The 14,582-nt window shown below is 71.8% G+C and carries 12 protein-coding genes and 1 pseudogene; 7 read left to right on the top strand and 6 right to left on the bottom strand.

Annotated elements, in window-relative coordinates; all coding sequences use genetic code 11:
* Positions 1 to 288: 288 nt before the first annotated feature.
* Complete coding sequence (locus IT347_01435) at positions 289 to 1,584, top strand: hypothetical protein (GenBank protein ID MCC6348238.1); 1,296 nt, start codon at positions 289 to 291, stop codon at positions 1,582 to 1,584.
* A gap of 38 nt (positions 1,585 to 1,622) precedes the next feature.
* Complete coding sequence (locus IT347_01430; protein ID MCC6348237.1) at positions 1,623 to 3,230, top strand: PorV/PorQ family protein; 1,608 nt, start codon at positions 1,623 to 1,625, stop codon at positions 3,228 to 3,230.
* Positions 3,231 to 3,366: 136 nt separating this feature from the next.
* Here IT347_01430 and IT347_01425 read toward each other — a convergent pair whose 3' ends face one another.
* From IT347_01425 to IT347_01405, 5 genes are all read right to left on the bottom strand, one after another.
* Positions 3,367 to 3,714: a DUF190 domain-containing protein gene (locus IT347_01425; GenBank protein MCC6348236.1), complete on the bottom strand. Its 348-nt coding sequence runs from the start codon at positions 3,712 to 3,714 to the stop codon at positions 3,367 to 3,369.
* Positions 3,715 to 3,724: 10 nt separating this feature from the next.
* Positions 3,725 to 4,102: a fluoride efflux transporter CrcB gene (crcB, locus tag IT347_01420; GenBank protein MCC6348235.1), complete on the bottom strand. Its 378-nt coding sequence runs from the start codon at positions 4,100 to 4,102 to the stop codon at positions 3,725 to 3,727.
* Complete coding sequence (locus IT347_01415; protein MCC6348234.1) at positions 4,099 to 5,112, bottom strand: 3-methyl-2-oxobutanoate dehydrogenase; 1,014 nt, start codon at positions 5,110 to 5,112, stop codon at positions 4,099 to 4,101. Before IT347_01415 ends, crcB begins: the two co-directional genes overlap by 4 nt.
* A gap of 86 nt (positions 5,113 to 5,198) precedes the next feature.
* On the bottom strand, positions 5,199 to 6,404 hold the full coding sequence (locus IT347_01410) for a 2-oxo acid dehydrogenase subunit E2 (GenBank protein ID MCC6348233.1): 1,206 nt from the start codon (positions 6,402 to 6,404) through the stop codon (positions 5,199 to 5,201).
* Between the two features lie 25 nt (positions 6,405 to 6,429).
* Entirely contained in the window at positions 6,430 to 7,404 is a 975-nt protein-coding gene (locus IT347_01405; GenBank protein ID MCC6348232.1) for an alpha-ketoacid dehydrogenase subunit beta, read from the bottom strand.
* Positions 7,405 to 7,846: 442 nt separating this feature from the next.
* Between IT347_01405 and IT347_01400 the strand changes: the two genes are divergently transcribed.
* A complete protein-coding gene (locus IT347_01400; protein ID MCC6348231.1) occupies positions 7,847 to 8,524 on the top strand; it encodes a metal-dependent transcriptional regulator in 678 nt (225 codons plus the stop codon).
* The gene (locus IT347_01395; GenBank protein ID MCC6348230.1) at positions 8,521 to 10,566 is read left to right on the top strand and encodes an Nramp family divalent metal transporter; all 2,046 of its coding nucleotides are present in this window, start codon (positions 8,521 to 8,523) and stop codon (positions 10,564 to 10,566) included. The genes IT347_01400 and IT347_01395 overlap by 4 nt, the downstream gene beginning before the upstream one ends.
* A gap of 45 nt (positions 10,567 to 10,611) precedes the next feature.
* Here the strand turns inward: IT347_01395 and IT347_01390 are convergent, their stop codons facing one another.
* Complete coding sequence (locus IT347_01390; GenBank protein MCC6348229.1) at positions 10,612 to 11,844, bottom strand: threonine/serine exporter family protein; 1,233 nt, start codon at positions 11,842 to 11,844, stop codon at positions 10,612 to 10,614.
* A 170-nt stretch (positions 11,845 to 12,014) separates the two neighbouring features.
* On the opposite strand from IT347_01390, the gene IT347_01385 reads away from it, so the two are divergent.
* The 3 genes and pseudogenes from IT347_01385 (at position 12,015) to IT347_01375 (ending at position 13,695) form a co-directional block, all read left to right on the top strand.
* A complete protein-coding gene (locus IT347_01385) occupies positions 12,015 to 12,497 on the top strand; it encodes a hypothetical protein (GenBank protein ID MCC6348228.1) in 483 nt (160 codons plus the stop codon).
* On the top strand, positions 12,494 to 13,138 hold the full coding sequence (locus tag IT347_01380) for an alpha/beta hydrolase (protein MCC6348227.1): 645 nt from the start codon (positions 12,494 to 12,496) through the stop codon (positions 13,136 to 13,138). Before IT347_01385 ends, IT347_01380 begins: the two co-directional genes overlap by 4 nt.
* Before the next feature lie 218 nt (positions 13,139 to 13,356).
* Positions 13,357 to 13,695, top strand: a pseudogene (locus tag IT347_01375) (transposase).
* Positions 13,696 to 14,582 lie beyond the last annotated feature (887 nt).

Below are 14,582 nucleotides of genomic sequence, written 5' to 3'. Positions count from 1 at the left end.
GCGAATGCGCGCACGACGCACGGCCCCGCGCCGAAAGCGATGCGCTTCGCATTCCTCCGGCTCCGGCCCGCGGAGACGCCGTCGGGGCCAACGGCACGCATCGACCGCAATTTGCGGCCACGGCGGGGCCGGAGGACTCGCGGGCACGCAAGCTGCTGCAGGCGACGCGGTCGCGGCCCGCCGCGGCCAGCGGGACCGGGCGCTCAGCTGCGCCGCCGGGCTCCCGCGACACCCCTCGAACCTCGGCAGGATGAGCCCGGCGATCGGGCATCAACTCGGGAGTGGAGCATGGTCCGTCGCCTGTTCGTGGTGCTCGTCGTGCTTGCGGCGCTCGCCGGCGCACGCGTTCCGGGCGCCCGCGCGCAGGGGACCACGAGCGTGACGCTCTCATGGACCGCTCCGGGTGACGACGGCTCGACCGGCACCGCGACGCAGTACGAGGTTCGCATCTCGACCTCGCCGATCAACGCGGGCAACTTTACGGCGGCCACCCTGGTCGCGAACCCGCCCGCCCCGCAGCCCGCCGGAACGCAGCAGTCCATGTTCGTCAACGGGCTGCAGACGCTGACCGCCTACTGGGTGGCGATCCGAACCGCCGACGAGCGCGGCAACTGGTCGGCGATCTCGAACGTCGTCGGCTTCACCTCGTCGGCGGGCGACACGGTGCGTCCCGAATCCGTCGCGCTCGCCTCGGGCGCCACGACCGCCTCGAGCGTGACGCTCGGCTGGACGGCGACCGGCGACGACAGTCTGACCGGCGTCGCGCATCACTACGAGTTGCGCTGGTCGGCTTCGCCGATCACCGCCGCCAACTTCGCCTCGGCCACGCTCGTCGGAACGGGTGTGCCGTCCCCCGCGGCGCCGGGCACGGCTCAGGGCTGCACCGTGAACGGGCTGAACCGCACGGTGGATCTCTACTTCGCGATGCGCGTGCATGACGAGTCCGGCAACGCTTCGGCGCTCTCGAACGTCGTGCTCGTGGACCACCTGCTCGACACCGCGCCGCCGGCCACGCCGAGCGGCCTCGCGGGCGGCGCCGACGCGGGCGGCGTGCGGCTGCGCTGGAATGCGAACACCGAACCCGACCTGGCCGGCTATCACGTGTACCGCGCGGTCACCTCGGCGGGGCCGTTCGCGCGCGTGGACGCCTCGACCGTCACCGCGGCCAACTTCACCGACTCCTCGGCGCCCGACAGCGCCTCGCTCTGGTACGCCGTGACCGCCCTGGACGCGACCGGCAACGAGAGCGCCCGCACCGCCGCCGTGCAGGTCTGGTTGAGCGGCGGCAACGTCACCGCGCTGCAGCTGCAGGCCGCGTATCCGAATCCGTGCCCGCTCGCCGACGCCGTGACCCTGCCGGTCGAAGCGCCCGTGGGCGGCCCGTTCGACGCGCGCGTGGACATCCTGAACTCGGCCGGCGAGCGCGTGCGCACGCTGGAACTGCGGGGACTCACGCCCGGAACGAACCTCGTCACCTGGGACGGCCGCAGCGACGGCAACCGCACGTGCGCGCCCGGCGTGTATCGCGCCTGGCTGCAGGGCGGCGGCGCGAGCCGGCAGGTGAAGATGGTCCGCACGCCCTGACGCTCCGCACGCCACCGCCGCCCCCACCGGAGACCCACATGCTTCGCATCCGCCTGACCGCGCTCGCGCTGATCCTTTCGGCGGGCCTCGCCCACGCCGGCATCGAGAACGCCGGGACCACCGCCGGGAACTTCCTGTCGGTCGGAACGGGTGCGGGCATCCTCTCGATGGGCGGCGCCACGCTCGGGGCGGGCCGCGATCTGAACGCGGCGGCGTGGAATCCGGCGGCGCTCGGTTCGATGACTTCGCCGGAGTACGCTCTCTCGCACTCGGCGCTGGCGCTCGACGTGTCGCAGGACTGGCTGGCCGCGAGTGGCCGTGTCGGCCGCAGCGCGACGCGCTGGGCGGCGAGCGTGCTCTACCAGAGCGACGGCTCGTTCGACGGTCGCGACGCCTTCGGCGCCCCGACCGGATCCTTCAACGTCTCGAACATGGCGTTCGGCCTCGCGTTCGCGCGGCCCTTCTCGCCCGATGTCACCGGCGGTGCGCGCGTGCACCTGCTGCACGAGAGCCTGGCGTCGGCCTCGGGCTCGGGCTTCGGCCTCGACCTCGGCGTTCAGGCGCGCCGCGGCGCGTTCGGATTCGGCGCCGCCGCCCGCAACCTCGGCGGGAAGATGAAGTACGACTCCGGCTCCTACGACCTGCCGGGCGTCTTCGGCCTCGGCGCCTCGTGGGCCGATGAGAGCAAGGGGCTGCGCCTGGCGCTGGACGCCAACTTCCCGCGCGCCTATTACAACGACGTGCGCCTGGGCGGTGAATGGATGTGGCAGCAGCGTGTGGCGCTGCGGGCCGGTTACCGCCTCGAGCTGGGCGCCGGAAGCGGCGAGCCTCTTGGAGGCCCGAGCTTCGGTCTCGGCACCGGTGTGAACGGCTTCTGGTTCGACTACGCGTTCCTCGCCGGGGCCAACGAGGCCCAGGGCGCGCACCGCTTCGGCGTCACGTTCCATCCGGCGTTCTTCCAGCAGCACGGAGCCGCACCGCGTGCGGGCGCCGGTTCCTCCGCGAGCGAACCCGTGGCCGCGTCGGCGCCGAAACGCGCGACTCCGGCGCCCGCGACGAAGCGCGGCGCCTCGACGACGCAGACACCCGTCGCCACGCAGGATCGTGAGGTCCCGAAGGCGAAGAGCGCTCCGGTCGCGGCCGCCGCGCCGCCCGCGCCGATGCCGGACCTCCGGGTGCCCGAGGGCGGAAGCTCGTCCTCGGCCGCCGCGCGCACGACCGCTCCGGCCGCCGCGTCGCTCGCTCCTTCGGCGGCGGTCCAGGTGACGAGCCTGGCGAAGCCCGAAGCCCCGACGGCCCAGGTCACGTCCGCCGCGACGCCCGCGGCGCCCGCGGCGCCTGTCGCCGGACCGGCGAAGCCCGCGCAGGCCGCCGACGAATCCGCGTCGCCGGGCGCGCCCGCGATCGCGAAGGTCGCGGCCACCCCGGCGCCCACCGTCGTCGTCGTGCGCCATGCGCCGGAGCCCGCGCGGGCGGCGGCGAAGGCTTCGGGACCGCGGCCGGCGAGCGTCACGGTTCAGAAGAACGAAACGCTGGCCGATATCGCAAGCCGGTGGGGAACCAGTGTCGCCGCCATCATGATGGAGAACAACCTGGTCCAGACGCGCGTCAAGCCGGGCCAGAAGCTCAAGCTGCCCAAACTCTAGAACCGCGCGCTCTCGCGACGCGCGGGGAACGAGACGAGAAGAAAGGCGCGGACCCCGGTCCGCGCTGGCGCCCGCAGGGGGGATGCTCCCGGGGCGCCATTCTCGTTTTCGGGCCGCGGGCGCGCCCGCCGGGGTCTCAGCCCTGCGGGGGGGGAGACGCGACGTACTTGACGATCTCGACCGGGTCGGCCGTCACCAGTCCGTCGGTGATCATCCCGTCGCATTCGGCGAGGAACGCACGCACGCGGTCCTCGCGGTCCACGATCTCGACGATCATGGGCAGGTTCTCGGACAGCCGCAGCACCTTGGCCGTGTGCAGGCGACTGCGCGCGCCGAAGCCCTCGACGCCGCGCAACACCGTCGCGCCGGCGAGCCCCATCTCCCGCGCGCGGATCACGAGCGCGTCGTAGAGCGGTCGCCCGTGCCAGCGGTCGGTTTCGCCGACGTAGATGCGGATCCGCAGTCCGGGACCGTCAATGTGCATGAGCCTTCTCCTAAACGCGCGTGACCAGCGCCCAGCCCACGAACGCCGCCGCCACGCCGAGGACGAGCGAGCCGAGCGAATAGCCGACCGCGGCCGGCCACTGCCCGTCCCGGGCAAGTTGCAGCGTCTCGTACGAGAACGACGAGAACGTCGTGAATCCGCCGAGCAGCCCCGTCACCAGCAGCAGCCGCATCGCGGGCGGGACCAGCGCCCGCTCGAGCGCCAGGCCGAGCAGCGCGCCGATGGCGAACGAACCGATCGCGTTGACGGCGAAGGTGCCCCACGGAAACGTCGAGCTCGGCGTCAGGGACTGCACCCAGCCGCCGACGAGCCAACGCAGCACGCTGCCCAGTGCGCCCCCGAGGGCGACGAGCAGGGCCGATCTCACAGCGGGAACGCCCCCTCGAACTTCGTCCCGTGGCCGAGCGAGAGCGCGTACTTCATCTGCTCCTGCAGGTGCGCGGGCACCGAGGCGTAGACGTCGGTGAAGAGCGTCTCGATCGCCGGCGGGCCGGCGGCCTCGGCCTCGGTCACCGCCCGCGAAATCTCGTCGTTCAGCTCGGCCGACCACGCTTCGAGGTCGGCGTCGGCGAGCAGGCCGCGCGAGCGCAGGTAGGCGCCGAAGCGCGCGATCGGATCGCGCCGTTCCCATGTCTTCACCAGCTCCGCGTCGCGGTAGCGGGTCGGGTCGTCGCTCGAGGAGTGCCCGCCCATGCGAAACGTCACCGACTCGACGAAGGTCGGGCCCCCGCCCGAACGGGCGCGATCCACCGCCTCGCGCATCGCGGCGATCACCGCCAGCAGGTCGTTGCCGTCCACGCGGATGCCGGGCATGCCGTAGGCGGCCGCCTTGATCACCAGGCTGCTCGAGGCCGTCTGCGACGACAGCGGCACCGAAATCGCCCACTGGTTGTTCTGGCAGAAGAACACGCACGGCACCTTCTTCACGGCGGCGAAGTTCATCGCCGCATGGAAATCGGACGACGAGGTGCCGCCGTCGCCGATGTAGCCGACCATCACGTCGTCCGTGCCGCGCAGCTTCGCGGCCCAGGCCGCCCCCATCGCGTGCACGAGCTGCGTGCCGATGACGCTCGACCAGGCGACCGAGTTCACGCGCCGGTCGCTGAAATGCATCGGCATCTGCCGGCCGATCAGCACGTCCGCCGAGTTGCCGATGAGCTGGCAGACGACCTCCTTCACGGTCGTGCCGCGCCACATCGAGACGCCCGTCTCGCGCAGGGCGGGAAAGATCCAGTCCGCGGCGCGCAGCGGATACGCCGAGCCCGTGACGCTGGCTTCCTGGCCCGTCGTCAGGCCGTAGAAGCCGATGCGGCCCTGGCGCTGCAGCGAAAGCATGCGCTGGTCCATGGTGCGCATCATCAGCATGTGCCGGTGCATCGCCCGCAGATCGGCCTCCGGCACGTCCGGAGCCGACCCGACCGGGCGGCCTTCGTCGTCGAGCACGCGGCGCAGGGTTTCGTCGATCACCTCAGGTCTCCCTCGTTCAGCCAGGCCGCCGGCGCCTGCAGCCGGTCGGTCAGCGCGTACAGGAAGTCGGCCCCCACCGCGCCGTCCACGACGCGGTGGTCCATGGACAGCGACAGGTTGCCGAGATCGCGGATCACGATCTGCTCGTCCACGACCGCCGGCCGGCGCGTGATCGCGTGCACGCCGAGGATCGCGACCTGAGGCAGGTGAAGGATGGGCGTCGCCAGAACGCCGCCCTTCGCTCCCGTGCTCGTCACCGTGAACGTGCCGCCGTGCAGTTCCTCGAGCTTGAGCCGGTGCTCGCGCGCCGCGGCCGACAACCGTTCGATTTCGCGCGCGAGCGCGAACAGCCCGAAGCGGTCGGCGTCGTGGAGAATCGGCACCGTCAGCCCTTCGTCCGTGTTGGTCGCGAGCCCGAGGTGCCAGTAGCCCTTGGTGACGATCTCCTGCCGCTCCTCGTCGAGCGTCGCGTTGAGGAGCGGAAACTCCCTGAGCACCTGGGGCAGAGCGCGGAAGACGTAGGCGAGGTAGGTGAGGCGCACGCCCGCCGCCTCGGCCTTCGCCCGGACCGACGCCCGGTGCCGGACGATCTCGGTGAAGTCGCACTCCGCGACGAACGTGAACTGCGCGGCCGTCGAAACCGAGTGGCGCATGTGCTCGGCGATCCTGCGGCGCAGGCCGCGCAGCGGCTGGCGCGACTCGGGGCCCCTGGGAGGGGGCGAGGCCGCGGCGCTGGCCGGCGAGCGCGCCGACTTCACGTCGTCGGCGGTGATCCGCCCGCCGGGGCCGGTGCCGCGCACCGACTCGAGCGCCACCCCCAGTTCCTTCGCGAGCGCGCGCACTGCGGGAGTCGCTTCGACGCGGGCGGCGACCGGGGGCGCCGCGGCTCCGGCGGCGGCCTGGGCCGGGGGAGCGGCGTGGGATGGCGCCGCGGCCGTCGCCGGGGCCGGGCGGGCCTCTCCCGCCGCGAGCGCGATCGAGACGATCACCGTGCCGACCGGAACCATCGCGCCTTCCTCGACGTGGATCGCCTCGATCGTGCCGGTGCGTGGCGAGGGGATTTCGACGGTGGCCTTGTCGGTCATCACCTCGACCAGCGGCTGATCCTCGCGCACCGCTTCGCCCGCCTTGACCAGCCAGCGCACGATCTCGCCTTCGGCAACCCCTTCGCCGATGTCCGGCAGCTTCACGTCGTAGGCCATGGGTCTCCCGCCAGGGACGGCGTTTTCAATAGCTCATCACGTGCTCGAGCGCCGCGAGCACGCGGTTGGCGTCGGGCAGATAGGTGTGCTCGAGCGTGAACGGGAACGGCGTGTCGTAACCGGTCACCCGCACCACGGGCGCCTGCAGGGAGGTCAGCGCCTGTTCGGCCACGATCGCGGCGAGCTCGGCGCCGTAGCCGCACGTGCGCGGCGCCTCGTGCAGGATCACGACGCGTCCGGTCTTGCGGACGCTCGCGAGCATCGTCGCCGTGTCGAGCGGCAGCAGCGTCCGCAGGTCCACGACCTCCACCGACCACCCGCGTCCGGCCGCCGTCGTGGCCGCCTCGAGCGCGACCGGCACCATCGCGCCGTAGGCGAGCACGGTGGCCTGTTCGCCCGCCTGCGCGATCCGCGCCCGGCCGATCGGCACCGTGAAGCGGCCCTCGGCGACCTCCTCCTTGACGGTGCGATAGAGGCGCTTGGGCTCGAGGAAGATGACCGGATCCTCGCCCTCGAGCGCGGCCAGCAGCAGGCCCTTGGCGTCGGAGGGCGTGGAGGGAATCACGACCGTGAGGCCGCTGGTGTGGCAGAAGTACGCCTCGGGGCTCTGCGAGTGGTAGAGCCCGCCGCGGATGCCGCCACCGTAGGGCGCCCGCACCACGACGGGGCAGGAGTACTGCCCGGCCGAACGCCAGCGCAGCTTCGCCATCTCGCTGACGATCTGGTCGAAGGCGGGGTAGATGAAGTCCACGAACTGGATCTCGGCGACCGGCTTCATGCCGTAAAGCGCCATGCCGATCGCTCCGCCGACGATGCCGTTCTCGGCGAGCGGCGTGTCGGCGACCCGTTCGGGTCCGAACTCCGCCTGCAGGCCCTCGGTGACGCGGAACACGCCGCCGTTCAGGCCGACGTCCTCGCCCAGGACCACCACGCGCGGATCCTCGCGAAGGGAGACTCGCAACGCGTCCTGGATGGCCTGGACCATCGTCATCTGGGGCATGGCACTCTCCGCAGGGTGGCTGGCGAGGCGGCAGGTTAGCCGAGCGGCTCGGGCCGCGCCAAGCGGCGTGCGGAGCCGGGACGACCGCCGCGTCCCGCACGCGCGCAGCCGCGGCGGCCGGTTCCCTCGCCGTGACGCCTCCGCTCCGAGCGGTGGGCTCCCGCGCCGGCCGCAGGTCCGGGAATCCGGCGACGCCCTTCGGCGCGCCGGCTCCCGAGCCCGAAATTAGGCTGGACAAACTCGGTTGTTAGTCGTAACTAATACGCCGCTCGCGCACGCGGCCAGCGCCGGCGCCGCTCGCGATTTCCGACGGAGGTCCGACCCGCATGCTCCAGACGAAGAACCCCGACGCGATCGGCGTCCCGCCCGGCCCGCCCGGCCCGCCGGCGTGCGCGGCCGGCGCCGGCGGGCCGGCCGTCCGCCCCGCAGCGCGGAGGCGGCGATGACCGCCTCGTTGACGCGTTCGCGCCAGGATTACCTGAAGGCGCTGCACGACCTCGGGCAGGACGCTCCCGTGACGGTCACGGCGCTCGCGCGACGACTGGGCGTCTCGGCGCCGAGCGTCACGAACATGCTCGCGCGCCTGGCCGGCGAGCGGCTCGTGCGCCTGCATCGCCGCGGCGCGGCGCGGCTCTCGGCGGTGGGCGAGCGGGCGGCGCTGCAGGTGGTGCGCCGCCATCGCATCCTCGAGACGTTCCTCGTCAACGTGCTCGGGCTCGACTGGGCGGACGTGCACGAGGACGCCGAGGTGCTCGAGCACCACGTCAGCGACCGCGTGCTGGGAGCGATCGACCGGCTGTGCGGCCATCCGAGCGAGGATCCGCACGGGCACCCGATTCCCGATCGCCACGGGCGGATCGCGCGCCGCGCGCTCGTGCCGCTGGCCTCGCTGCGCGCGGGCGAGAAGGGCGTCGTGCGCGAGATCCGCGACCGCGACGTGCGCCGCATGGTGCGCTGGAAGGCCGCCGGGCTCGTGCCGGGCGCGGCGGTGCGCATGCGCGCGGTGCGGTCCGAGGACGGCGTGCTCGAGATCGAAGTCGCCGGCTCGGCGTTCGTCTCGGCCGGCGCGGCGGTGGACGGCGTCCTGGTGCAACTCGGACGGGGAAGGGCGGACGCATGAGCGAGGCGCACGACCGCTCGCTGCCCGAGGTGCATGGCAGCGTCGCGATTCCGAAGACGGGATCCTGGCTGCGTCGCTTGATCGCCTTCGCGGGCCCGGCGTACCTGGTCAGCGTCGGCTACATGGACCCGGGCAACTGGGCGACGGACATCGCGGGGGGCGCGCGCTTCGGCTACCAGCTCGTCTGGGTGCTGCTGATGAGCAACCTGATGGCGGTGCTGCTGCAGACGCTCGCCGCGCGCCTCGGCGTCGTCACCGGCAGCGACCTCGCCCAGGCCTGCCGCGACGCCTACCCGCGCTGGGTCGTGATGCCGCTGTGGATCCTGTGCGAACTCGCCATCGTCGCCTGCGACCTCGCTGAGGTGCTGGGCGCGGCGATCGGGCTGCACCTGCTCACCGGCATTCCGCTGTTCTGGGGCGTGATGATCACGGCGCTGGACGTGCTGCTGCTGCTCGCGCTGTCCCGCTTCGGCATGCGAATGCTCGAGGCGGTCATCATCACGCTGGTCGCGACCATCGGCGTGTGCTTCGCCATCGAGATGTTCCTCTCGCGTCCCGATGTTCCGGCCATTCTCGCCTCGTTCCTGCCGCGTGACTCCGCCGGGCACCCCAGCCTGTTCGCCCGCCAGCCGGGCGGGGGCCTGTCGGTGCTCGGGCTGAACGGCGAATCGCTGTACGTCGCGATGGGCATTCTCGGGGCGACGGTGATGCCGCACAATCTCTACCTGCACAGCGCCCTGGTGCAGAGTCGCGCGAGCGCCGCCACGCTCGAGGGCAAGCGCGACGCGTGCCGGATGAACCTCGTGGACACGGTGGTCGCGCTCAACGCGGCGCTGTTCGTGAACGGCGCGATCCTGGTGCTCGCGGCGGCGACCTTCCACGGCGCGGGCCACGAGAACGTCGCCGGGCTCGCCGAAGCGCACGGACTGCTCGCGCCGCTGCTGGGCACTTCGCTCGCCTCGACCGTGTTCGCGATCGCGCTGCTCAGCTCGGGCCAGTCGAGCACGATCACGGGAACGCTCGCCGGACAGATCGTGATGGAGGGATTCGTCCGCATCCGCGTGCGGCCGTGGCTGCGGCGGCTCATCAGCCGCGGGCTCGCGATCGTGCCGGCGGCGCTCGTCATCGGACTGCGCGGCGAGCAGGCGGTGGACAGCCTGCTGGTGCTCTCGCAGGTCGTGCTAAGCATGCAGCTGTCCTTCGCGGTCGTGCCGCTCGTCGTGTTCACGAGCGACCGGCGCCGCATGGGGGAGTTCGCGAACCCCGCGTGGGTGAAGGCGCTCGCGATCGCGGTCGTCGTCGTGATCGCGGGGCTGAACGGCAAGCTCGTCGTGGACACGGTGGGCGGCTGGGCCGCGGCCTCGCCGGGCGCCTGGTGGGTCTGGGGCCTGGCGCTGCCGCTGGCGGCCGGGCTCGGGCTGCTGCTGGCGTACGTCGCGCTGGCGCCGTGGCTCGAACGCCGCTGGCCGGCGCTGCTGCCCGAAGCCGCCGCCGCCGTGCACGCGATCGGCTCGCGCATTCGCGAGGAGGCCGGGCACGCCGCCGAAGCGCTGCACCTGGGCGAGCCGCACGCCGCGCCGGCCTCGCCGTCGCCACCCTCGCCGCTCGCCCTGCAGGCGCTGGGACACCGCCGAATCGCGATCGCGCTCGAGCGTGGTCGCGCCGACCGGAGCGTGCTCGAGTTCCTGCGCTCGCTCGAGTTCCAGCCGGGAACGGAACTGGTCTTCCTGCACGTCGTGGAGTCGGCGGCCAGCCGCTACCTGGGCGAGCAGAGCCGCGACGAGGAAGTGCGCGAGGACGAGGCCGCGCTGCGGGTCATCGCGGTCGCGTTCGCCTCGCGCGGCGTGCAGGCGAGCGTCCGGCTGGGGCACGGGGACGCCAAGTCGGAAATCGCCCGGATCGTGAACGAGGTCGGGGCGGACCTGCTCGTGACGGGTTCGCACGGCCATCGCGGCCTTCACGACGTCGTCTACGGCGCGACGGTCTCCGGCGTGCGGCACCTGGTCCGGTGTCCGGTGCTCACGGTGCCGCCGACCGGCTGAGGCCGGGCCCGCGGCGCCGGACCCCTGGCGCGCGGCGGCGCGCGATCAGGCCGGATCGTCGGCGAAGGGCGGCGCCGAGACGAGGATGCCGGCCATGAGCATGCCGGCGACGAGCGCCGCGGCGGTCACGAACATCCAGAACGCCGTCTCGACGCCGCTCAGCACGTCGCGGTTCATGAGCATCGTCAGGCTGCGAAAGCCGATGCTGCCGGGCACCAGCAGCAGGATCGAGGGCACGAGCGTCGTCGTTGGTGAACTGCGGCGCCGGCGCGCCAGCAGGTTGCTCAGCGCCGTCGCGGTGAACGCGCCGGTGAACGCGCCGAGCTCGGTTCCGACGTAGGCGGTCGCGAGGCGGCCCGCGTAGTAGGCGCCTGCGCCGACGGCCAGCAGCCACGGAAAGTCCCGGGGTCGCGCGCGCAGCAGCACGGTGAACGCGAGCGGCGCGATCACGAGCGAGGCCACCTCGGTCCACATCGGCAGCGGCGCGGGCGTGACGAGCGGCGGCGGGCCCGCGGCGAGCGCCGCGAGCCTCGCTCCCATGGCCACCCCGAACGCGAGCCCGAGAAACTGCGCGCCCGCCCCGGTCAGCCGCGCGGTGCCCGAGACCAGATGGCGCGACGACAGCTCCGCCATCGCGACCGTGAGCGTCAGGCCCGGCAGCAGCACGAGGATCGCGCCGACGGTCGCGACATACGCCGACAGCGGGACGCGAGTGGCCAGCAGCCCGGCGAGCAGGGAGACTGCGAAGGCGGCCAGCGGCTCGAACAACCGCCCGACGACCGCGACGCGCGGCGCCAGCGCGGCGAGCAGCGCCACCACGCCGCCGAGCGCTGCCGCCGCCGCGGTTTCCGGCGCGCCGCCGCCCAGGAAGCGGCTCGCGGCCGCGCCCGAGAGCGCGAAGGCCACGGTGGTCGAGAGGACTCCCCAGCGCGGCGGCGAGGCGAGTTGCGTGGCGAGCAGGCGCGAGCCCTCGGCGGGAGTGAGACGGCCGGCGAGCACCTCGCGGCCCGTCGCCAGCACCTGCTCGACGCGCTCGAGGTGGAGCTCGCCGGGCTCGACGCGGAGCAGGCGCGTCTGCTGGCGTTGCTGCTCGCCGAAGGCGGCGAAGATCGAGGTGGGGGTCGTGAAGAACTGGCCGCGAAGGCCGAGGCGCGCCGAGGCCCGCTCCATGCCGGCCTCGAGCCAGTGCGACGGGTGCCCGTGCGCGTGCAGCGCGCGTCCGAGATCGAGCACGAACTCGATGGCGTCCTGCTCGCGCGAGGCGGAAGGGTCACTCACGGGCCGCATGCTGGACACGCCGCGCACCCCGCGCAAGTCGGCGCGCGATCCCCGCGGTCACGCGGCGTCCGAACCGCGGATGCCGAATCCCCGAAAGTCCACTAAGATGCCGCGCGGTGCGTCGCGGGCGGCCGGCCCGGCCCGCGGAATCGCCCGAAGCCCGAGGCCCCGTGACCGAGAAACTCTACTTCGGAAGACTCCAGGCGTCGGTCGCCGACGTGGTGGACGCCGGCGACCTGCTGCCGGAGTTCGAGCTGGCCGCGATCGCGGTCCTCGAGGGCCAGGAACGGCCGGGCGAGGAGCCCGCGATCCGGCGGCGGCTGCGCGCCGAGGGCGTTCGCCCGACCGAACACCGCGGCACGCTGCTGCTCGATCCGGGCGAGCTCGAACACTGCGCCTCGGTGGGACTGTTCGGCGGAAGCGACGAGCTGTACATCGGCAACGAGTGGAACGACGAGTTCGAGGCGTTCCCGGGACGCGTGAGCGCGGAGGCGAGCGACTTCCGCGAGGGTGTGCCGCTCGGGCTCGAGGAATGGATGCTCGACACGCAGTGCGTGCTCGTGCTGGGCGACGGCGCGGCGCTCAACTACGCGACGACCAGCGCAGAGACGCACGAAAAGCTGCGCGCCCGCTTCAAGCCCGCGCGGACGTGAGCGGATCCCACCCGGCCGACGACGCGCGCCTGCTGCCGGTGACTCTGCGCGGCGACGCAGGACCGATCGAGGGCCTGCTGCAGGAGCGCGAAGGGCACGAGCACGCGCTCACCGCCGTCGTCTGTCATCCGCATCCGCTCTATGGCGGCACGATGCACAACAAGGTCGCGCACCGCGTGGCCGCGACCCTGCACGGGCTCGGAGCGGCGGTGCTGCGGTTCAACTTTCGCGGGGTCGGCCGCAGCGCCGGCGCGTTCGACCGCGGCGAGGGCGAACTCGCCGACGCGCGCGTCGCGCTCGCCTTCCTGCGCGAACGGCATCCCGCCGCGCGCCGCTGGGCTGCGGGCTTTTCCTTCGGCTCGTGGGTCGCGTCGCGACTCGCCGCCGAGCCCGACATCGAGCGCGTGCTGCTCGTCGCGCCACCGGTTCACACGCAGCCGTTCGACGAGATGCGCACCCTGCCGACGCCCAAGCTCGTCGTGCAGGGCACGGACGACGAGGTCTGCCGGCCCGAAAACCTCGAACGCGTCTGGCCGCAGTGGGCGGAGCCCAAGCGTCTGGTGCGCGTGCCCGGTGCCGGTCACTTCTTCGACCGCCGGCTCGGAGAGCTGGCGGACGCGATTCGCGCCGGACTGCGCTGAGCGCCCGGGCTCGGCTAACAGGCTGCTGAAAAGGGGCTCCTCTCGACTTTCCATGGAGCGCTGGGCCTGAGTTGACGGCGTAGGCGCTCCGGATCATCCGTACCCTTTTCGGGGCTTCCGAGAATGGTGTGGCTGGAATCATGCGCCTGACCACGCGCAGGCGGGGTAGAGGTCGAGCCCGCCGCAGTGGAGGCAGATCGCGATGCGGAAGCGCGACATTCGAGGAGCACGAGATCCCGCTGTCGCGGATGCTGACCGACCGCGGCACCGAGTTCTGCGGCACCGACGCGCACGAGTACGAGCTGTACCTGGCGGTGGAGAACATCGACCACACCCGCACCAAGGCGAGGAGCCCGCAGACGAACGGCATCTGCGAGCGCCTCCACAAGACGGTGCTCAACGAGTTCTACCGGGTGGCGTTCCGCAAGAAGCTCTACACGTCGCTCGCGGACCTGCAGGCCGACCTCGACGCGTGGCTCAACGTCTACAACGGGGAGCGCACCCACCAGGGCCGCTGGTGCTACGGCAAGACGCCGATGCAGACGTTCTTGGACAGCGTGCCGCGCTCGCGAAGGAGAAGATGCTCGTCGCGTGACCACGCGGCGGACACCGAAACCATCCGACGCTGTCAGATGAAGTCTCGACTTATACAAGTAAGCCCTTCTCAGTCCTGCCGCGTCACGGGGCCGTCTGCCGGTCGCCGTTGAACAGCATTACGCGACTCCACACTCGTTCTCAACGGTCGCGCCCAGTCAACTTCCTGAGCCTGCGATATCTATGCCCCTCGGACTCACTCGAGCCCAGTCCATGGTCGAACTCCCATCCCCCAAGAGCCAGCGCCCGCCCACCAACGCCAACCTCAACCCCGGATGCTGTGCTTCTACTTTCACTGACAACAATACCATTGCGAATAAGCACGTACCGATTTATGGGCGAGTGTGCGATCAGCCGCCACGATCCAGTGGCACGCCGATGACTCGCCCCGGCACCCACCACGACGTGCTGCCGCATCACTCCATCCGGCAGCAGCTCAAGCGTGTCTGTGAACGCTGCGGTCCCGGATACATATACCCCAAGTAGATCCTGCTCCTTTGGACTACACCCGCCGCTCAGAACGCACACGAGACCGAGCCACAACGCTCTGTGAAAGCACGTCTTGCTCGAGCCCGCCAATCCGTGAGCAGGCACGAACTTCGACGAGACCCTCATGGGCGCTGCTTCGCTTCCGGGCATTCTTTACATTCCTCTGGAAGTGGTTCTGTCCACTTGAACACCTGATGAATGTGGCTCCTCTCACCTTTCCGTGGAGTGCCGGGCCTGAGTTGACGGCGTAGGCGCTCCGGTTCATCCATGGCTCTTCTTTCTTCGCGGGAAGGAGGAGTCAGCGGGATGAACCAGGAGCCGGGCGATCTTGTCGCGGCGTATCTCGGGTTGCAAGGGTTCG

Source organism: Candidatus Eisenbacteria bacterium (assembly GCA_020847735.1).
In the GTDB taxonomy this organism is placed as follows: Bacteria; Eisenbacteria; RBG-16-71-46; order RBG-16-71-46; family RBG-16-71-46; genus CAIXRL01.
Note: the sequence above shows the minus strand (reverse complement) of the source record. Positions and strands in the feature narration are given on the sequence as shown.